Below are 18,727 nucleotides of genomic sequence, written 5' to 3'. Positions count from 1 at the left end.
TGAGTACTCAACTATTATTCAAGGCCCGCGCCGTCACCAGCGTGCCGGCCGGCGACGAATCGATGGCGAACTGGCCGCCGATCGCTTCCATGCGCTCCATCATATTGCGCAATCCGATTCCGTGCTGGGGATGGAGGGCGATACTGTCCGCGTCGAAGCCCACGCCGTCGTCGCGGATGGTGAGCGTGACGCCGCTGCCATCGCCTTGCAGGCCGATATCGATGCGGCGCGCGCCCGCGTGGCGGCCGATGTTGGTCAGCGCTTCCTGGGCCACGCGGAACAGCACCGTGTTGGCCACGTCGGGCAAATCGTCGGTGGCGCCGTCGGCCACGAAATGGACGGGGATGGCGCTGCTGAGCGTCACTTCATGGGCCAGGTGGTCGAGCGCGGCGGCCAGGCCCAGGTCGTCGAGGATGGCCGGGCGCAGGTTGTGCGAGATGCGCCGCACTTCGCCCAGCACGTTGTTCAGTTGTTCGGCCGTGTGCTCGAACACGGCCTGGGCCGCCTGGCGCTGGGCCGCGTCGCCGCCCAGGCGGATGATGCCGGCCTCGATCTGCAGCTTGATCGACACCAGCCACTGGCTGATGCCATCGTGCAGATCGCGCGACAGCCGGGCCCGCTCCTCCTCCTGCGATTCCACCACGCGCTGGGCCAGCACCTTGAGCTTGGCGTCGGCCACCCGCGATTCGCTGATGTTGAGCGCCAGCCCGGAGCCGCCCACCACCAGCGCGGCGGCGATGGCGATGGCGGCGATCCACAGCATGGTGTTGCCGATGTTGGCCGACTGCTGGGCATCGATGCGGGCCAGCGCCTGGTCCACGTCGTCCAGGTAGATGCCGGTGCCCAGCATCCAGCCCCAGTCCGGCAGCGCCACCACGTAGCCCAGCTTGGGCGCGGCCTTGTGGCTCGATGGCTTGACCCAGGAATAGCGCACCAGCCCGCCACCGGCCTTGGCCCGTTCCAGCAGGCGCTGGATGGTGGGATTGCCCTGCTCGTCGCGCAACTGGAACAGATTCTGGCCCACCAGCTCCGGCTGGCGCGGGTGCATCAAGGCCATGCCCTGCATGTCGTACAAAAAGAAATAGCCATCGTCGCCATAGCTGAGCGAGGACAGGATGCGCTTGGCCTCGTCCAGCGCGGCCGCGTCGCCGCGCCCGGCCAGGTGGGCGATCGAATGCTGGGCCAGCGCCACGTAGTGCTTCAGTTCGGCTTCCTTGCTGGCCAAATAGGCTTGCTGGATGGTGTCGCGCTGCTGCTGGGCCAGCGCGCTGGCCTGGTGGCGCACGGCCAGCGCAATGGCGCACAACGCCAGGATCAGCGGCGTAATGGCCAGGAAGATGACTTTTTGCCGCAGTTTCATGTCGCGTCCACCAAGAAGGTTCCGTGCCGCATTCTACGCCGGACGGGCCAGCAAACCCTACGTAGTTCCACGTAGCGCAGCTGCGTAGTGCTGCGCTTGTTCCAGATATTGTGATCCTGAATACTATCCATAAGCTGCGGGCATGCCAAAACATCACGCCGGGCAGGCGCACAACGCAGCGTTCCACATTCTCTGGAGGGAAGTATGCAACACACACCGAACCGGCTCATGAGCCGGCTGGGCTGGACCGCCCTGTCCCTGGCCGGCGCCTGCGCGCTGGGCGTCATTGGCCTCAAGCGGGGCGAAACGATCAGCGCCATCTGGATCGTCATCGCCGCCGTCTGCGTCTACCTGATCGCTTACCGCTTCTACAGCCTGTTCATCGCCGACAAGGTGCTGGGCCTCGATGGCCGCCGCATGACGCCGGCCAACAAGCACAACGATGGCCTCGACCACGTACCGACCAACAAGTACGTGCTGTTTGGCCACCACTTCGCCGCCATCGCCGGCGCCGGCCCGCTGGTCGGCCCGGTGCTGGCCGCGCAGATGGGCTACCTGCCCGGCATGCTGTGGATCCTGGCCGGCGTCGTGTTCGCCGGCGCCGTGCAGGACTTCATCGTGCTGTTCATCTCCATGCGCCGCGACGGCCGCTCGCTGGGCGACCTGATCAAGTCCGAACTGGGCCAGGTGCCCGGCATGATCGCGCTGCTGGGTACCTTCATGATCATGGTCATCATCCTGGCCGTGCTGGCCCTGATCGTGGTCAAGGCGCTCACCAATTCGCCGTGGGGCAGCTTCACCGTGATGGCCACCATCCCCATCGCCCTGTTCATGGGCGTGTACTCACGCTATATCCGCGTGGGCCGCATCGGCGAGATTTCCGTGATCGGCTTCATCCTGCTGATGGGCGCCATCTTCGGCGGCCAGTACGTGCAGGGCAATCCGGCGCTGGCGCCCATGTTCACCTTCACCGGCACCGAACTGACGTGGATGCTGATCGGCTACGGCTTCATCGCCTCCGTGTTGCCCGTGTGGCTGCTGCTGGCGCCGCGCGACTACCTGTCGACCTTCCTCAAGATCGGCACCATCGTCGGCCTGGCGCTCGGCATCGTGCTGGTGTCGCCCTACCTGAAGATGCCGGCCATGACCAAGTTCATCGACGGCACCGGCCCGGTGTGGGCGGGCAGCCTGTTCCCGTTCCTGTTCATCACCATCGCCTGCGGCGCCGTGTCCGGCTTCCACGCGCTGATCGCCTCCGGCACCACGCCCAAGATGATCGAGAATGAACGCCATGCCCGCTTCATCGGCTATGGCGCCATGCTGATGGAATCGTTCGTCGCCATCATGGCCCTGGTGGCCGCCTCCACCATCGAGCCGGGCGTGTACTTCGCCATGAACAGCCCGGCCGCGCTGATCGGCACCTCGGCTGAGACGGCCGCCCATGCCGTGTCGCAATGGGGCTTCGCCATCACGCCGGACATGCTGACCCAGACCGCCAAGGACGTGGGCGAACTGTCCATCATCTCGCGCGCCGGCGGCGCACCGACGCTGGCGGTCGGCATGGCCAACATCCTGTCGGGCGTGATGGGCGGCAAGACCATGATGGCGTTCTGGTACCACTTCGCCATCCTGTTCGAGGCGCTGTTCATCCTCACCGCCGTGGACGCGGGCACCCGCGCCGGCCGCTTCATGCTGCAGGACTTGCTGGGCGCTTTCGTGCCGGCCATGAAGAAGACGGAAAACGTGTATGCCAACCTGCTGGCCACCGGCCTGTGCGTGGCGGCCTGGGGCTACTTCCTGTACCAGGGCGTGGTCGATCCGCTGGGCGGCATCAACACGCTGTGGCCGCTGTTCGGCATCGCCAACCAGATGCTGGCCGCGATCGCGCTGATCCTGGGCACCTGCGTGCTGTTCAAGATGAAACGGGGCCAGTACGCCTGGGTCACCCTGGCGCCCACGGCCTGGCTGCTGCTGTGCACGCTGACGGCCGGCTGGCAGAAGATCTTCGACGCCAACGTCAAGGTCGGCTTCCTGGCCCACGCCGCCAAGTACCAGGGCGCGCTCGATGACGGCAAGCTGCTGGCGCCGGCCAAGTCGATCGCGCAGATGCAGCAGGTGATCTTCAACGATTACCTGGACGCCTCGCTGGCCGGCTTTTTCATGGTGGTGGTGCTGGCCGTGCTCGTGTTCGGCGTGCGCACCGTGCTGGCGGCCCGCGCCAACGCCCAGCCCAGCACCCAGGAGAGCCCGCTGGTGCTGATGCCGACGGTGCAGTGATGTTAGTCGAACTGGTCAAGGCCGGCCGCTACCTGGGCCAGAGCGTGCGCCTGATGGTGGGCCTGCCCGAATACGATACCTACGTGTCGCACCGGGAAGCGACCCACCCGGGCGAACCGATGATGAGCTACGAGGAATTTTTCCGCGAACGCCAGGAAGCCCGCTACGGCGGGGCCGGCAAGCGCGGCGGGTGTTGCTGATCGACTACTGATCGGCTGCTGAGCTGTCTCCTGCTTCTGCCTTTGTTCCGCACCGCCCTTGCCGGCCGTGCGGAACTTTTTTTTGGGCCTCATGGTCTAACAGTGTTGAGCCGGGCAACCGGACTCGACGCGCAAGCCTTTGCCAACCATGAGGGCGACATGAGCGATACTTTTTCGTACCAGGAAGCATTCTCCCGCAACCTGGGCTGGGTCACACCGGCCGAGCAATCCGTGCTGCGCAACAAGCGCATCGCCATCGCCGGCATGGGCGGCGTGGGCGGCATCCACCTGCTGACGCTGGCGCGGCTGGGCGTGGGCGCGTTCCACGTCGCCGACTTCGACCAGTTCGACCTGGCCAACTTCAACCGCCAGGCCGGCGCCGCCATGTCCACGCTGGGCCAGCCCAAGGTGGACGTGCTGGCCGCCATGGCGCGCGACATCAACCCCAAGCTGGCGCTCACGCGCTTTCCCAACGGCGTGCACGAGGACAACCTGGCCGCCTTCCTCGACGGCGTGGACCTGTACGTGGACGGCCTCGACTTCTTCGCCTTCGCGGCGCGCCAGGCCACGTTCGCGGCCTGTGCCCGGCTGCGGGTGCCGGCCGTCACGGCCGCGCCGCTGGGCATGGGCACGGCCGTGCTGACCTTCCTGCCGGGCCGCATGACGTTCGAGGACTACTTCTGCTGGGGCCAGCGCAGCGACACGGAAAAAGCCCTGCGTTTTCTCGTCGGCCTGGCGCCGGCCGGCCTGCACCGGGCTTACCTGATGGACCCGTCCAGCATCAACCTGGCCCAGCGGCGCGGCCCGTCCACCATCATGGCTTGCCAATTGTGCGCGGGCGCGGCCGCCACCGAGGCGCTCAAGATCCTGCTGGGGCGCGGGCCCGTGCTGGCCGCCCCGCACGGCTGGCAATTCGACGCCTACCGCAACCGGCTGGTGCGCACCTGGCGTCCCGGCGGCAACCGCCATCCACTGCAACGGCTGGCCATGCTGATGGCCAAACGGGGCCTGCCGGGAGGTCGGCCATGAGCACGCTCGACCCCACGCTGGCACACATACTCGACCTGGCCCGCTGGGCGCCCAGCGGCGACAACACGCAGCCGTGGCGCTTTGAAATCGTCGACGCCCGCCACCTGGTCGTGCACGGCTTCGACACGCGCGACCATTGCGTCTACGACCTCGACGGCCATCCCAGCCAGATCTCGCTGGGCGCCCTGCTGGAAACCATGGCCTGCGCGGCCAGCCTGTTCCGCCTGTCCATGCAGGCGCGGCGCCGCCCCGGCCTGCCCGACAACCAGCCCACGTTCGACGTCGCGTTCACCAGCAGGCCGGGGGCCGAACCGGACCCGCTGGCGCTGGCCATCGAGCACCGCAGCGTGCAGCGCCGCCCGCTGAGCACGCGCGCGCTGACGCCGGTCGAACGCCAGGCCCTGCAAGCGGCCTTGCCGGCCGGCTACCGCGTGCTGTGGTTGGACAGCTGGGCCCAGCGCTGGGCCATGGCCAGGCTGCTGTATCGCAACGCCGGCCTGCGCCTGACCATGCCCGAAGCGCACCAGGTGCACCGCGCCGTGATCGAATGGAAAGCCCGCTACAGCAACGACCGCATCCCGGAACAAGCGCTGGGCGTCGATCCGCTGACGGCGCGCGTGATGCAGTGGGTCATGCAAAGCTGGGACCGCGTGGCCTTCTTCAATACCTGGCTGGCCGGCACGGTGGCGCCACGGCTGCAGATGGACCTGCTGCCCGCGCTGGCCTGCGCCGCCCACTTCGTGCTGGTGGCCGAGACTGCCCCGCGGCCGCAATCGACGGACGACTACGTGGCCGCCGGGCGCGCCATGCAGCGCTTCTGGCTGGCGGCGGCCCACGCCGGCCTGCAACTGCAGCCGGAACTGACGCCGCTGATCTTCGCCCGCTACGTGCGCGAGAGCCGGCCGTTCTCGCGCGCGCCCGGCATGCAGGCGCGGGCCCGCGCGCTCGCCGAACAGGCCCAACGGGTGATCGGCCAGCACGAGTTCGACCATGCCGTGTTCATGGGCCGCATCGGCGCCGGCGCCGCGCCCCGGTCGCGCTCGCTACGGCTGCCGCTGGACACGCTGATCGTGCCGGCGGCGCCGGCCCGGGAGTGAGCCATGCGCGCCATCAAACCAGGCGAAATCGCCTGTTTCCTGTCGTTGCTGGCCGTGATCGTGCTGGCCGGCGTGGGCAGCACGGCGCTGTTGCTGGGCCACCTGCCGCTCGGTGATTTTCGCGGCGTGCTGCTGCTGCTGGCCGGCGTGCTGCTGAGCTACCTGTGGGCCTTCCTCGTGTACCGGCTGTTCCTGCTGGCCATGCCGCTGCGCGAAGGCCCGGTGGCGCCCGGCTCGCGCGATGAGTTCGTGGCCAACGTCAACATCCTGTTCTACCTGATGCTGTTTAACGCGCTGATCCGCACCCACTTCCTGCCCGTGCCGCTGCTGCGCCTGGTGTACCTGGCGCTGGGTGCGCGGCTGGGCGCCAACACCTACAGCGCCGGCGTGTTGCTCGATCCGCCACTGACGCGCATCGGCGCCAACACCATCATCGGCCATGACGCCGTGATTTTCGCCCACGTGATCGAAGGCGAGCGCATGGAACTGAAGGCCGTCACGATAGGCGACGGCGCCACCATCGGCGCCACCGCCGTCGTGATGGCGGGCGTGGCGATCGGCGACGGCGCCATCGTCTCGGCCGGGGCCGTCGTGGTCAAGGATAGCCAGATCGGCGCCGGCGAAGTGTGGGGCGGCGTGCCGGCCCGGCGCTTGAAAGGACCGGGCGGCGCGGCCTAGCGGCCTGTCGGCGTTCTTGACAGTTGCGCAGGCAGGCGCATCGGCGCGAGCGTGCCAAGTCCTTGATTAAACACACAAAACACCCGATGGCAGGGAACTTGCTCAGAACAAGGCACAAAACCGGCAACTGGGTTTTGCTGCAAGACTCTCAGTTCAACTTCCTCTGGAGACTGTCATGAAATCCTATCGAGCCACACTACCGGGCGCGCTCATGGCCACGGCGCTGGCCGCCGCGCTGGCGGCACCGGCCGCCATGGCCCAACCCCTTGTGGGACTGTCCAGCGCCGGCAACGGCATCTACGACACCTATGCCGACTTGTGGACCAACGTCACCGACACCGGCCTGGCCACCGGCTTCATTCCCGGCCTGACTGTCGGGGGCCCCGGCGGCGCGGCCCCCTATCTGACGGAATTGCGCACCCAGATGGTGGTCGGCACCATGACCAACAGCAATATCCCGGCCCTCGTCACGCCGGCCGGCCTGAACAGCACGTTCGAGCTCAGCAAGATCGTGCGCTTCCAGGAACTGGTCGATGCCCAGACGCCCACCACGGCCCACTTCACCCTGCCTGGCAGCCAGTCGGCCGCCATGGACGTGGACCCGGCCCACGCCGGGGTGCAGAACTTCGCCGTGTTCTTCGACCGGCTCGGCACCAGCAAGGCCGTGCCCGGCGACGGGGCGGGCACGGTGCGCTGCTATGGCGCCGGCATCACCTCCGCGGGCTGCGGCGCCGTCGGCGACCCCGATGGCGACGGCACGCTGATCATGTCCGGCCACCTGGTGTTCAACGACGCCAGTTTCACGGCCAGCGGCGGGGTCGGCACGGGCTCGTTCGACTCGCGTTTCTCACTGGACTATGTGAACCCATTATTCCTCGACGTCGGCACCGCCAGTATATTCCGCGACAAGTTCACCGGCACCACCAATGTGCCGTCATTCTTCCAGCCCGCCACCATGTGGGATGGCACGGCGCCCGACCCGGGTGGCGTGCCATTCCTGAAAGTCGATTCCTCGCAAAGCTTCGCCGCCGTGCCCGAGCCGGCCACGCTGGCCCTGCTGGGATTGGGTTTCGCCGGCCTGGCGCTGGGCCAACGCCGCAAACAGGCCAGCTAAAACACGTGAGGCTGCCCCGTCTTCTCCTTGATCCGGCAGTCGATGCCGGATTTTTTTACATTAGCCGGGGAAATTCCCGTCCTGTTCCACCGAGCTCAAGCCAAGTCCTTGTTTTGCCAATGAAAATGATAGCTGGCTTGGAACTTGCGTTGATCTGGCTACGATCCCGGTCCGGGATCCCTGCAGCACCATCCTGTTCCAGACTGTGCTTCACTTAACTTGGGAGTCGCCATGAAACACACCACACTCACGCTGGGCGCCCTGGCCATCGCCGCCACGGTGGCCCTGCCCGGCACGGCGCAGGCCGGCGCCGCCATTGGCCTGTCCACTGCAGGCAACGGCATCTACACCACCTACGCCGACCTGTGGACCAATGTGACCGACACGGCAGTAGCGACGGGCTTCGTCCCCGGCCTGACGGTCGGCCCCGGCGGCGCCGCGCCCTACGTGACGGAACTGCGCACGCAAAACGTCACCGGCACCATGAGCAACAGCAACATCCCCGCCATCGTCACGCCCGCCGGGCTGAACTCAGCCTTTGAGCTGAGCACCGTGGTGCGCTTCCAGGAACTGGTCGATGCCCAGACCCCCACCACGGCCCACTTCACGATGCCGGCCACGCAGTCGGCCGCAATGGACGTGGACCCGCTGCACGCCGGGATCCAGAACTTCGCCGTCTACTTCGACAACCTGACGCCCGTGGGCGGCCCCAACAGCAAGGCCGTGCCCGGCAACGGCACCGGCACGGTGCGCTGCTACGGCACCGGCAGCACGTCGGCCGGCTGCACCGGCGTTGGTGACACGGACGGCGACGGCACGCTGATCCTGTCGGCCCACCTGATCTTCAACGACGCCAGCTTCACGGCCGCCGGCCCGATCGGCACCGGCTCCTTCGATTCGCGCTTCATGATCGACTACGTCAATCCCCTGTTCCTCGACGTGGTGAGCGGCGCCATCATCAGCAACAAGGAAACGGGCACCACCAACGTGCCATCGTTCTTCACGCCGGACGTGATGTGGGACGGCACGGCGCCCACCACCGTGCCGGAACTGAAGGTCGATGGTTCGGTCAGCTTCACGGTCGTGCCGGAACCGGCCACGCTGGCCCTGATGGGATTGGGCTTCGCGGGCCTGGCGCTGGGCACGCGCCGCCATCCGGCGGCATAGCCAGCTTGGGCCACGGCCGTCTTCTAAGGTCGCGGCCCGGCCGGCGACGCCAGTGCGGTGGCCAGCAAGGCCGCGAACCGCTCGCCTGCCCGGTAGTGGCGAAATTGCTGGCCGATGCGCACGGCCGCGCCGTACGCATGCGACTGGTTCAACAAGCTGTCCGCGGCGTACCGCACGGCGGCAACACTGAGCCGGTCGGCGCGCAGCAAGGCGCCGGCGCCGGCGGCCACGACGCCGGCCATGTTCAGGAACTGGTCCAGGTTGCCGGCGATGCCCAGCACGGGCACGGCAGCCGTCAACGCTTGCTGGCTGGTGGGACTGCCGCCATTGCACACGACCAGGCTGGCCCGGCGGGCCGCCTCGTCGCCGGGCAGGTAGCTGGCCACGCGCGCATTGTCGGGGACGGTCGCCGGCATGGCCTTGCCCGCCGTGGCGGCGATCACGGTCAACGGCAAGCCGGCCAGGCCCGCCAGCACGGTGGGCAGCAGCGCGCCCTGGCCTGAACTGCCCAGCGTCACATACACCACCGGCAATTCTGGCGGCAAGCTGTCCCACCACGGCGGCAACGCGACAGGTGGCGACCACGTGACCGGCCCCAGATAGCGGTGGCTGGGCGGCATGGCCTGCGGCGGGAACAGTTCCGGGATGTCGGCATAGGCGGTCCAGTCGGCATCCGTGTAGACGCGGCGCAAGTCCCAGCCCAGCGAAGGCAGGCCATGCAGGCGCCGCACGCGGTTCAGCGGCACCGTGTGCGCCGCGAACGCCAGCGGGCGCACCAGCCGGAACAAACCGTTCGCCAGCGCCAGCGGCAGGTGGCGGGCCAGGGGAATGGCCGGTACGCGGTAGTGCTGGCGCACGTAGGGACTCCAGTAGGCGTTGCTCACCGTAACGTAGGGCACGCGGGCCAGCCGGGCGCTGACGGACAGCGACAGCCGGAAGTCGCCAACCACCAGATCGGGCCGGACCTCGGCCAGCAGCCGCCGGTCGTCCTCCACGTAGCGGCGCAGTGTAGCCTCGTCATACACGGGACGGCCCGCCGCCAGTGCCGTCAGAAATTGCGCGCCCGGTATGCTGGCGATGGGCCAGTATTGCAGCACAGCGCCAGCCAGCATGGCCTCGTGGCCGGGCGCGCACGCGAAGTGCACGTCATAGCGCCGTGCATCGAGCGCGCCGGCCAGCGCCAGCGGCCGCCCCACGTGGGCCAGCGTCACCGCCTCGGCCACAAACAAGATCTTTTTGCGCTGCATGGTACCCGCCTCCCAGCTTGCAGCTTGCAGCGCGGTGCTCGATGCTGTTTGACTTCGCTCAATGGTGAGCCAGATGGCTGGTGCGCGGCGGGCCGGCCTCGCCTCCACTGGCAAAACGCAAGGCGCTCAAGGTCGCGCATGGATTAGATACAGATCAACGTCCGCAACGCGCCCAAGCTTATATTTTTCCTCGTAGCACCGTCCAGCGTCGTCCCATCACCCATGACGCGCCGCCGCCGCGGCGCTTGAGCCAGCCGCCCATGCAAACCGAGCGCCACCGTGTCACCAGCCCCAGCGCGACTGGATAAACCACCATGTTCACACGCGAACGCTCCAGCCTGAGCCAGAAACTGACCAAGATCGCCGTGCTGTCGACGGGCAGCGCGCTGCTGTTGGTATTGGCCGCGTTCGTGGCCACCACCGTCCTTGCTCACCGCGACAGCGCGCGACGCCAGTTGGCGTCACTGGCGGCCGTGATCGGCGCCAGCGGCATGGACGCGTTGACGACGGCCGACCGCCACCGCGCCAGCGCGGCGCTGGCCGTGCTCGCGGTCCAGCAGGACATCGTGCAGGCCGCCCTGTACGATGGCGACGGCGCGCTGCTGGCCAGCTATGTCGCTCCCGCCGATGCCAGGGCGGCCCCGCCGGCGCTGGGCAGCACCGCCCTGGCCGGGCTGGGCGGCGCCGCGCGCGCCGAAGCGAGCGGCACCCTGTTGGCGCCGGCGCTGCGCCTGACCCTGCCCATCGTCGGCAACGGCGGCCAGCCTGTGGGCGCCGTGATGCTCGAGGCGGCCCAGCGCGGCATGTGGCTGGACATCGTGAAATACGCGGGCGCGGCCGGGGCCGCGGCCCTCGTCTCGCTGGCGGTGGCACTGGCGGTGGCGGCCCGCTTCCGCGCCAGCATCGCCGAGCCCGTCACCAGCCTGATCGCGGCCGCCCAGCGCGTCACCAGCAGCCAGACTTACGCCCACCGGCTGCAGCACCAGCGCGACGATGAACTGGGCGTGCTGATCGACAGCTTCAACAACATGTTGGCCCAGGTCGAGGGCCGCGACGCCAAGCTGGCCCAGTACCGCGACCAGCTCGAACGCCAGGTCGGCGTGCGCACCGAGCAGCTGGAGAAGGCCAAGAACGCGGCCGAGGCGGCCAGCCAGGCCAAGAGCGCCTTCCTGGCCACCATGAGCCATGAGATCCGCACGCCCATGAACGGCGTGCTGGGCATGACGGAATTGTTGCTGGCCACCCCGCTGACGGAGCAACAGCGCCACTACACGAACATGGTCCAGCGCTCCGGTGAACATTTGCTGGTCATCATCAACGACATCCTGGACTTTTCCAAGATCGAGGCGGGCAAGCTGACGGTGGAATACCTCCATTTCAACCTGCGCGAATTGCTCGACGACATAGACAACGTGTTCGGGCCGCAAGCCCAGGCCAAAGGCTTGCGGCTGGAGCTGCTGATCGCCCCGCACACCCCGATCGCCGTGTACGGCGCCCCCAACCGGCTGCGCCAGGTCATCGTCAACCTGCTGGGCAATGCCGTCAAGTTCACGGAGACGGGCAAGATCACGCTCAAGGTGACCGTCACGGACGAGGACGCCCAAGCCGTGGGCTTGCGCTTCGAAGTGCACGACACGGGCATCGGCGTGTCCGGCGAAGCACGAGGCCGCATTTTCGATTCGTTCTCCCAGGCCGACGGCTCCACCACCCGCAAGCATGGCGGCACGGGGCTGGGCCTGGCCATTTCCAAACAACTGGTCGAATTAATGGGCGGGAAAATTGGCGTCGACAATGCGCTATCGCAAGGGTCCATCTTTTGGTTCACAGTAAATTTTGACAAGCGCCGCGTCGATGCCGACGATCCCGCTTTCAATCGCAAACTCACCCAGGGGCTCCGAGCTTTGATCGTCGATGAACATCCCGCCAGCCGCGCCGAGCTGGAGCGCCGGCTGGCGAGCTGGCACATGCAGTGCGACAGCTGCGACGCCGGCGCCAGCCTGGAACGGTTGCAACAGGCCGCCGCGCGCGGCCAGCCCTACCACGTGGCCGTGCTCGACATGGCCTTGCCGCGCACCAGCGGCCTGGCGCTGGCGGCCACCATCCGGGCCGACGCGGCGCTGGCCGGCCTCAAGGTGCTGCTGCTGAGCACCGAACGCGAGGCGGCCGACAGCGTGCAGCGGCGCGAAGCGGGCGTCGCCTACCAGCTGATCAAGCCGGCCCGCGAATGCGACCTGTACGATTGCATCACCGCCCCGCCCGCCGCAGCCGACCAGTCCCGGCCGCCACCGCCGCCCACGCGCAGCGAAGCGCTGCGCAGCGCCCCGGTGCACGCCGAGCCATTGCGCGCGCCCGCCAGCGCAACGCCGGCGCCCCGCCCCACCATGCCCTTGCCCCTCCCCGCGGGCGCGGCCGGCGACAGCGCCGTGCCGCCGCGCGCCACGGCCGCCCCGGCCCGCAAGCGGCGCAAGGTGCTGCTGGCCGAAGACAACCCGGTCAACGTGGAGGTGGCCAGCGCCATGCTGGAAGGATTGGGACTGGAAGTGCGCCGTGCCGGCAACGGGGCCGAAGCGCTGCGCGCAGTCCAGGCCGAGCATTTCGACCTGGTGCTGATGGATTGCCAGATGCCCGTCATGGATGGCTTCGCCGCCACGTCCGAAATCCGCCGCCACGAACAGCAGCAAGGCCGCGCGCGCAGCCTGCCCATCATCGCCATCACGGCCAACGCGCTGCAGGGCGACCGCGAATCGTGCCTGGCGGCCGGCATGGACGACTACCTGAGCAAGCCGTTCACCCAGCAATCGCTGGGCCAGACCATCGCGCGCTGGCTCAAGTTGCCGCGCGCCGCCCTGCAAGCGCCGCAGCGGCCGGCGCTCCCGGCCCGGGCCGACGCGCCACCGGCGCCCGTGCCCGCCACAGCGTCGGCCACGCACGACAACATCAACCGCCAGGCCCTGGACAACATCCGCGCCCTCAGCCCCGGCAACGGCAACGCCCTGCTCGAACGCGTGCTGCAAGCCTACGTCAACGACACGCCCACCCATTTGCAGACACTGCGCCAGGCCATCGCCGCCACCGACGCCAACAGCCTGCGCAAGGCGGCCCACAGCCTCAAGTCCAGCAGCGCCAACGTGGGTGCCGAAGGGCTGGCGCAAGCGTGCAAGGAGATGGAGCAACTGGGGCGCAACGGCAGCACCGTGGGCGCGGCCGACATGCTGGCCGGCATGGAACGGCAATTCCAGGCCGTGCGCCAGTCGCTGAACACCATCCTGGAAAAGGAAACCTGATATGGCATCGCCTCTCTCCCCCAAACGCGGCCTGGTGCTGGTCGCGGACGACGACCCCGTGATGCGCCTGCTGATGCGCGAAATGCTGGAGCAGGTCGGCCTCGACACACTGGAAGCGGAAGACGGCGCCCAGGCGCTGGCCTGCTATCGCGGCATGGCGCCCGACCTGGTGCTGCTGGACGTGGACATGCCGGCCATGGATGGCTACGCCGTGTGCCGCGCGATCCGGGCCAGCGAAACGCAAGCCGCCGTGCCCATCATCATGGTCACCGGCAGCGACGACCTGGAAGCGGTCACCCTGGCCTACGAGGAAGGGGCGACCGATTTCGTCTCCAAGCCCATCAACTGGCCCATCCTCGGCCACCGCGTGCTGTACGTGCTGCGCGCCAGCGACGCCATCGCCCGCCTGCGCATCGCCGACGCCCAGAACCGGGCCGTGCTGGCCGCCATCCCGGACACCTTCTTCCGCCTCGACAAGGATGGCTATTACCTCGATTATGAACAGGGGCACGACGCCCACGCCGGCTTCGCCAGCGAACACTGCGCGGGCCGCCACCTGCGCGACGTGCTGCCGCACGATATCGCGCAGCGCCTGCTGGAACAGGCACGGGCCGTGCTCGAACAGCAGCAGGTACGCTCGGTCGACTACGAGCTGGTGCGGCACGACGCCATCCACCATTTCGAGGCGCGGCTGGTGGCCACGGGACCGGACGAAGTGCTGGGCCTGGTGCGCGACATCAGCGAGCGCAAGCGCACGGAAGAACAGATCCGGCGCCTGGCCTATTGCGACAGCCTGACGGGCATCCCCAACCGGCAAGCGTTCCTGGAAACGCTGGAACGCGAACTGACCCGCTCGCGCCACGGCGGCAAGAAGTTCGCCGTGCTGTTCATGGACCTCGATTCGTTCAAGCGCATCAACGACACGCTGGGCCACAACGTGGGCGACCATTTGCTGAAGGCCGTCTCGGAGCGGCTGCGCGAGACGATACGGCCCAGCGACCTGGTGTCGCGCGCCGAGCAGCACGGCAACAACCTGGCCCGGCTGGGCGGCGACGAATTCACCATCCTGATCCCCGACCTGGAGCGGGTGGAGAACGCGCTCAACGTGGCGCACCGGGTCAAGGAAGCGATGCGCCGGCCGTTCCTGATCGAAGGGCACGAAATCTTCGTCACGGCCAGCATCGGCATCTCGCTCTACCCCGAGGATGGCGAGGATTGCAACTCGCTGCTCAAGTACGCCGACACGGCCATGTACCACGCCAAGAACTGCGGCAAGAACAACGCCAAGCTGTACAGCTCCTCGCTGACGATGCAGATCATGAGCCACGTCAAGCTGGAAGTGGGCTTGCGCCGCGCCTTGCAGAACCACGAGCTGTATTTGCTGTACCAGCCCCAGATCGACGTGCCCAGCGGCCAGATCGTGGGCGTGGAAGCGCTGGTACGCTGGCGCCATCCGGAACGGGGCATCATCTCGCCCACCGAGTTCATCCCGCTGGCCGAGGAGACGGGCTTGATCGTGCCGATCGGCGAATGGGTGCTGCGCACGGCCTGCGCCCAGGCGCGCAGCTGGGCCGACATGGGGCCGCAGCCGGTGCGCATGGCCGTCAACCTGTCGGCCAAGCAGTTCAAGGACGACAACCTGACCCAGGTCGTACTGACGGCGCTGCAGGAAACGGGCCTGGCGCCGGGCCTGCTGGAACTGGAACTGACGGAAGGCACGCTGATGGACGACGCGCGCGCCACCATGATCACGCTGGACCAGTTGCGCGGCATCGGCGTGTACCTGTCGATCGACGACTTCGGCACCGGCTACTCGTCGATGAACTACCTCAAGCGCTTCGACGTGCGCGCGCTCAAGATCGACAAGAGCTTCATCAGCGGCCTGCCGCAGGATTCAGAAAACGCCGCCATCACGCGCGCCATCATTGCCATGGCGCACGGGCTGAAGATGGCGGTGGTGGCCGAAGGCGTGGAAACGGATGAACAGTTGGTGATGCTGGAACATTACGGCTGCGACCTGGCCCAGGGCTATTACCTGGGCCACCCTTCGCCGCCCGAATCGATCACGCTCATGCTGCGCAACCAGTATGCGCTGGCCAGCCCGGCCACGTTATGAACCGGCTGGCCCAGGCCGCGAACATCGCCCGCTTGGTTGGCAAGCTGCCCGCCAACGCCCGCTCGAGCGTGCAATTCCGGCCGCTGCCCAACGGTGGCCTTGCCGCCCAGGCCACCTCTGCCGGGCGCGTGACGGGCTCGTTCGCCGTGTATGAAAAGCAAATCGACGCCGACGGCGTGACGGTCCAGTACAGCAAGACCACCTACGATCCGTTTGGGATTATCATCAACGTCAAGGACAAACTGGCGGGAGGCGTGTTCCCATGATCGCGGTGGAAAATGAACGGCTGGAACTGGTGCGGCGGCTGCTGGCCTGCACCCTGCCGCTGCAGGCAACCCTGTCCGCGCTGGCCGCCATGGGCTGGGACTATGACGGTCTGCCCGTTGTGATGACGGAAGATCATATCGCCGCCGTGCTGCGCCGCTTCCTGGCCGGTGGCTTGTCGCCCGCGGATGTCGAAACCTGGGCCAACGGCGTGGAGGGGCGCGACGACATCGCCACCGCGTCTGCCAGCGAGCACAGGATGACTGCGATCATCCATGAACTCGCCAACCCCGCGCTGCACCAGCCGCTGGCGCCCGCCAGGGCCGGTGCCCTGCTCGCGGAGCTGGCCGCCGGCTAAGGGGGCGCTGTGCCGCTTACAGCACCTTGTCCTGCCGCAACGCGGCGATGTCCTGCTCGCTGTAGCCGAGCGCAGCCAGCACTTCGTCATTGTGCTGGCCGAGCGCCGGCCCCATCCACTTGGTGTGGCCCGGCGTGGCCGACAGCTTGGGCGAGATGGCCGGCAGCTTGACGGGCGTGCCGTCCGGGAAATGGTGCTGCTCGAACATCTCGCGCGCGAGGAATTGCGGGTCGCTCATCATGTCGCGCACCGAGTAAATCTTGCTGGACGGGACATCGGCCGCCTTCAGCACGGCCAGCGCGCTATCGATGTCCTGGGTGTCGCACCAGGACTGGATCGCCTGGTCGATCTCGGCCGTGCGCGGCACGCGGCCATCGTTGCGGGCCAGTTGCGGGTCGCCCGCCAGGTCGATGCGGCCGATGGCCAGCATCAATCGTTTGAAGATGGCATCGCCATTGCCGGCGATGACGATGTTGTCGCCATCGCGCGTGGTGTAGGTGTTCGATGGCACGATGCCCGGCAGCGCGCCACCCGTGCGCTCGCGGATCACGCCAGCCTGGTCATATTCGGGCACCAGCGATTCCATCAGGTTGAACACGGATTCGTACAGGGCCACGTCCACCATCTGGCCCTCGCCGCGTTCGCGCCCGCCCGTGGCGTCGCGATGGCGCAGCGCCATCATGGCGCCGATCACGCCATGCAGGGCGGCCACGGAATCGCCGATCGAAATGCCCACCCGCAGCGGCGGGCGGTCCGGGAAGCCGGACACATAACGCAGCCCGCCCATCGATTCGCCCACGGCGCCAAAGCCGGGCAGGTCTTTCATCGGGCCAGTCTGGCCGAAGCCGGACAGGCGCACCATGATGGTGGCCGGGTTGACGGCCTTGAGCTGCTCGTAGCCCAGATCCCATTTCTCCAGCACGCCAGGCCGGTAGTTCTCGATGATGATGTCGGCTTCCAGCGCCAGCTGGCGCGCGATGGCGCGGCCGCGCTCATCCTTCATGTTGAGGGTGACGCTCTTCTTGTTGCGCGCCTGCACCGACCACCACAGCGAGGTGCCGTCCTTGAGCACGCGCCACTGGCGGATCGGATCGCCGCCTTCGGGCGCTTCGATCTTGATCACCTCGGCGCCGAACTCGGCCAGCATGCGGGCGCAGAACGGCCCCGCGATCAGGGTGCCCAGTTCCAGGACTTTGATGCCGGCCAGCGGCCCGGCCAGATTAGCTGCGGATGTCGTCATGAGATGGTGGGAAAGTGGTGGGATCAGGTACTGCGGCGGTCCAGCATGGCGCGCGCGATGGTGCCCGCGTCGACATACTCCAGTTCGCCGCCGACGGGCACGCCACGCGCCAGCCGGCTCACTTTGAGGCCGCGCGCCTTCAGCATTTCGCTGATGTAGTGCGCGGTCGCCTCGCCTTCATTGGTGAAATTGGTGGCCAGCACCACTTCGTTGACCACCCCGTCGCTGGCGCGCGCCAGCAGCTTTTCCAGGTGTATGTCCTTGGGACCGATGCCGTCCAGCGGCGAGAGCCGCCCCATCAGCACGAAATACAGGCCCTTGTAGGTCAGCGTCTGTTCTATCATCAGCTGGTCGGCCGGGGTTTCCACCACGCAGAGCAGGCGGCGGTCGCGCTGCTCGTCGGCGCAGGTATCGCACACCTCCTCCTCGGTGAAGGTGTTGCACAGCGCGCAGTGGTGCACGGACTCCACGGCCTGGTGCAAGGCGCGCGACAGCATGTCGGCCCCCTCGCGGTCGTGCTGCAGCAGATGGAAGGCCATGCGCTGGGCCGACTTGGGGCCGACGCCGGGCAGGCGGCGCAACGCTTCCGTCAGGAATTCAAGCGACTTGGACATGACTTGGACATGCGCTCACGCCTGGCGGAACGCGCTCAGGGCATCGGCCGTCATGGTGGGGATGAATTCGGTGATCTGGTAACTGGCGATGCCGGCCTCGTTGAACGGATCGAGTTCGATCACGGCCTCGATGTCGGCGCGGCTGTCGGCCGTGGCCAGGATCACGCCGCCGGTGCGCGGCACCATGCGGCCCGACATGAGGAAGGTGCCGTTATCGTACTGCTCGCGCAAAAATTCCCGGTGCGCGCCAAGCAGCGCATCGACCTGTTCGGCCGGTTTCAAATACGTGAGCGTGATGATGAACATGGCAGTCGGTATTGCTTAGAAAGGCATCTTGAAGCCGGCCGGCAGGTTCATGCCCGCCGTCAGGCCGCCCATTTTTTCGGCGGAGGTGGCCTCGGCCTTGCGCACGGCGTCGTTGAAGGCGGCGGCCACCAGGTCTTCCAGCATGTCCTTGTCGTCGGCCAGCAGCGACGGGTCGATCGAGACGCGCTTCACATCGTTCTTGCAGGTCATCACAACCTTCACCAGGCCGGCGCCAGACTGGCCTTCCACTTCGATCAGGGCCAGTTGTTCCTGGGCCTTCTTCATGTTGTCCTGCATTGCTTGCGCCTGCTTCATCAGGCCGGCCAGTTGGTTCTTCATCATGGTGGGATACTCCGTCAATTAAGGGATGTGAGTT

The 18,727-nt window shown here is 67.4% G+C and carries 17 protein-coding genes; 11 read left to right on the top strand and 6 right to left on the bottom strand.

Translation table 11 applies throughout. The features are described 5' to 3' along the window. Positions 1–7: 7 nt before the first annotated feature. On the bottom strand, positions 8–1,360 hold the full coding sequence (locus H3H36_RS13240; protein ID WP_182218274.1) for a cache domain-containing protein: 1,353 nt from the start codon (positions 1,358–1,360) through the stop codon (positions 8–10). A gap of 204 nt (positions 1,361–1,564) precedes the next feature. Between H3H36_RS13240 and H3H36_RS13235 the strand changes: the two genes are divergently transcribed. From H3H36_RS13235 to H3H36_RS13205, 7 genes are all read left to right on the top strand, one after another. Next, on the top strand, positions 1,565–3,637 hold the full coding sequence (locus tag H3H36_RS13235) for a carbon starvation CstA family protein (RefSeq protein WP_182218273.1): 2,073 nt from the start codon (positions 1,565–1,567) through the stop codon (positions 3,635–3,637). Next, on the top strand, positions 3,637–3,837 hold the full coding sequence (locus tag H3H36_RS13230; protein ID WP_182218271.1) for a YbdD/YjiX family protein: 201 nt from the start codon (positions 3,637–3,639) through the stop codon (positions 3,835–3,837). The genes H3H36_RS13235 and H3H36_RS13230 overlap by 1 nt, the downstream gene beginning before the upstream one ends. 159 nt (positions 3,838–3,996) lie before the next feature. Further along, positions 3,997–4,866, top strand: a complete 870-nt coding sequence (locus tag H3H36_RS13225; RefSeq protein WP_182218269.1) for a ThiF family adenylyltransferase — start codon at positions 3,997–3,999, stop codon at positions 4,864–4,866. Then, entirely contained in the window at positions 4,863–5,963 is a 1,101-nt protein-coding gene (locus H3H36_RS13220; protein ID WP_182218266.1) for a nitroreductase family protein, read from the top strand. Before H3H36_RS13225 ends, H3H36_RS13220 begins: the two co-directional genes overlap by 4 nt. Before the next feature lie 3 nt (positions 5,964–5,966). Further along, the gene (locus tag H3H36_RS13215) at positions 5,967–6,641 is read left to right on the top strand and encodes a DapH/DapD/GlmU-related protein (protein WP_182218263.1); all 675 of its coding nucleotides are present in this window, start codon (positions 5,967–5,969) and stop codon (positions 6,639–6,641) included. A gap of 175 nt (positions 6,642–6,816) precedes the next feature. Continuing rightward, entirely contained in the window at positions 6,817–7,755 is a 939-nt protein-coding gene (locus H3H36_RS13210) for a PEP-CTERM sorting domain-containing protein (protein WP_182218261.1), read from the top strand. A gap of 231 nt (positions 7,756–7,986) precedes the next feature. Continuing rightward, positions 7,987–8,922 carry a PEP-CTERM sorting domain-containing protein gene (locus H3H36_RS13205; protein ID WP_182218259.1) on the top strand — a complete coding sequence of 312 codons (936 nt, stop codon included), beginning with the start codon at positions 7,987–7,989 and terminating at the stop codon, positions 8,920–8,922. A gap of 23 nt (positions 8,923–8,945) precedes the next feature. On the opposite strand, the gene H3H36_RS13200 is transcribed toward H3H36_RS13205, so the two are convergent. Then, a complete protein-coding gene (locus tag H3H36_RS13200; protein WP_182218256.1) occupies positions 8,946–10,169 on the bottom strand; it encodes a glycosyltransferase in 1,224 nt (407 codons plus the stop codon). Positions 10,170–10,483: 314 nt separating this feature from the next. Between H3H36_RS13200 and H3H36_RS13195 the strand changes: the two genes are divergently transcribed. The 4 genes from H3H36_RS13195 to H3H36_RS13180 are packed head-to-tail and all read left to right on the top strand — an operon-like array spanning position 10,484 to position 16,191. Continuing rightward, positions 10,484–13,453 carry a hybrid sensor histidine kinase/response regulator gene (locus H3H36_RS13195; protein ID WP_182218254.1) on the top strand — a complete coding sequence of 990 codons (2,970 nt, stop codon included), beginning with the start codon at positions 10,484–10,486 and terminating at the stop codon, positions 13,451–13,453. Between the two features lies 1 nt (position 13,454). After that, a complete protein-coding gene (locus H3H36_RS13190; RefSeq protein ID WP_182218252.1) occupies positions 13,455–15,569 on the top strand; it encodes a putative bifunctional diguanylate cyclase/phosphodiesterase in 2,115 nt (704 codons plus the stop codon). Beyond that, positions 15,566–15,835, top strand: coding sequence for a hypothetical protein (locus H3H36_RS13185; RefSeq protein ID WP_182218250.1), 270 nt, complete (start codon positions 15,566–15,568; stop codon positions 15,833–15,835). Before H3H36_RS13190 ends, H3H36_RS13185 begins: the two co-directional genes overlap by 4 nt. Further along, entirely contained in the window at positions 15,832–16,191 is a 360-nt protein-coding gene (locus tag H3H36_RS13180) for a hypothetical protein (protein WP_182218248.1), read from the top strand. Before H3H36_RS13185 ends, H3H36_RS13180 begins: the two co-directional genes overlap by 4 nt. A 16-nt stretch (positions 16,192–16,207) precedes the next feature. Here the strand turns inward: H3H36_RS13180 and H3H36_RS13175 are convergent, their stop codons facing one another. Genes H3H36_RS13175 through H3H36_RS13160 form a run of 4 tightly spaced genes read right to left on the bottom strand, consistent with a single transcriptional unit; the run spans position 16,208 to position 18,693 of the window. Further along, positions 16,208–17,431: a CaiB/BaiF CoA transferase family protein gene (locus H3H36_RS13175; RefSeq protein WP_182218246.1), complete on the bottom strand. Its 1,224-nt coding sequence runs from the start codon at positions 17,429–17,431 to the stop codon at positions 16,208–16,210. A 23-nt stretch (positions 17,432–17,454) separates the two neighbouring features. Beyond that, positions 17,455–18,045, bottom strand: coding sequence for a recombination mediator RecR (recR, locus tag H3H36_RS13170; protein WP_182218244.1), 591 nt, complete (start codon positions 18,043–18,045; stop codon positions 17,455–17,457). A gap of 15 nt (positions 18,046–18,060) precedes the next feature. Then, positions 18,061–18,351 (bottom strand): YciI family protein, encoded by a 291-nt coding sequence (locus tag H3H36_RS13165; protein ID WP_182218241.1) that lies wholly within the window; start codon positions 18,349–18,351, stop codon positions 18,061–18,063. Positions 18,352–18,366: 15 nt separating this feature from the next. After that, positions 18,367–18,693 carry a YbaB/EbfC family nucleoid-associated protein gene (locus H3H36_RS13160; protein ID WP_182160170.1) on the bottom strand — a complete coding sequence of 109 codons (327 nt, stop codon included), beginning with the start codon at positions 18,691–18,693 and terminating at the stop codon, positions 18,367–18,369. Positions 18,694–18,727: the final 34 nt, after the last annotated feature.

Source organism: Rugamonas fusca (assembly GCF_014042365.1).
In the GTDB taxonomy this organism is placed as follows: Bacteria; Pseudomonadota; Gammaproteobacteria; order Burkholderiales; family Burkholderiaceae_D; genus Rugamonas; species Rugamonas fusca.
This window is presented reverse-complemented; position numbering and strand designations above follow the sequence as displayed.

What these genes read in the sequence shown, in the direction of transcription:
- H3H36_RS13205 (WP_182218259.1), top strand. Translation starts at nt 7,987, where the DNA reads ATGAAACACACCACACTCACGCTGGGCGCCCTGGCCATCGCCGCCACG.
- H3H36_RS13210 (WP_182218261.1), top strand. Translation starts at nt 6,817, where the DNA reads ATGAAATCCTATCGAGCCACACTACCGGGCGCGCTCATGGCCACGGCG.
- H3H36_RS13230 (WP_182218271.1), top strand. Translation starts at nt 3,637, where the DNA reads ATGTTAGTCGAACTGGTCAAGGCCGGCCGCTACCTGGGCCAGAGCGTG.
- H3H36_RS13195 (WP_182218254.1), top strand. Translation starts at nt 10,484, where the DNA reads ATGTTCACACGCGAACGCTCCAGCCTGAGCCAGAAACTGACCAAGATC.
- H3H36_RS13165 (WP_182218241.1), bottom strand. Translation starts at nt 18,351, where the DNA reads ATGTTCATCATCACGCTCACGTATTTGAAACCGGCCGAACAGGTCGAT.
- H3H36_RS13180 (WP_182218248.1), top strand. Translation starts at nt 15,832, where the DNA reads ATGATCGCGGTGGAAAATGAACGGCTGGAACTGGTGCGGCGGCTGCTG.
- H3H36_RS13160 (WP_182160170.1), bottom strand. Translation starts at nt 18,693, where the DNA reads ATGATGAAGAACCAACTGGCCGGCCTGATGAAGCAGGCGCAAGCAATG.
- H3H36_RS13220 (WP_182218266.1), top strand. Translation starts at nt 4,863, where the DNA reads ATGAGCACGCTCGACCCCACGCTGGCACACATACTCGACCTGGCCCGC.
- H3H36_RS13190 (WP_182218252.1), top strand. Translation starts at nt 13,455, where the DNA reads ATGGCATCGCCTCTCTCCCCCAAACGCGGCCTGGTGCTGGTCGCGGAC.
- recR (WP_182218244.1), bottom strand. Translation starts at nt 18,045, where the DNA reads ATGTCCAAGTCGCTTGAATTCCTGACGGAAGCGTTGCGCCGCCTGCCC.
- H3H36_RS13240 (WP_182218274.1), bottom strand. Translation starts at nt 1,360, where the DNA reads ATGAAACTGCGGCAAAAAGTCATCTTCCTGGCCATTACGCCGCTGATC.
- H3H36_RS13235 (WP_182218273.1), top strand. Translation starts at nt 1,565, where the DNA reads ATGCAACACACACCGAACCGGCTCATGAGCCGGCTGGGCTGGACCGCC.
- H3H36_RS13185 (WP_182218250.1), top strand. Translation starts at nt 15,566, where the DNA reads ATGAACCGGCTGGCCCAGGCCGCGAACATCGCCCGCTTGGTTGGCAAG.
- H3H36_RS13225 (WP_182218269.1), top strand. Translation starts at nt 3,997, where the DNA reads ATGAGCGATACTTTTTCGTACCAGGAAGCATTCTCCCGCAACCTGGGC.
- H3H36_RS13175 (WP_182218246.1), bottom strand. Translation starts at nt 17,431, where the DNA reads ATGACGACATCCGCAGCTAATCTGGCCGGGCCGCTGGCCGGCATCAAA.
- H3H36_RS13200 (WP_182218256.1), bottom strand. Translation starts at nt 10,169, where the DNA reads ATGCAGCGCAAAAAGATCTTGTTTGTGGCCGAGGCGGTGACGCTGGCC.
- H3H36_RS13215 (WP_182218263.1), top strand. Translation starts at nt 5,967, where the DNA reads ATGCGCGCCATCAAACCAGGCGAAATCGCCTGTTTCCTGTCGTTGCTG.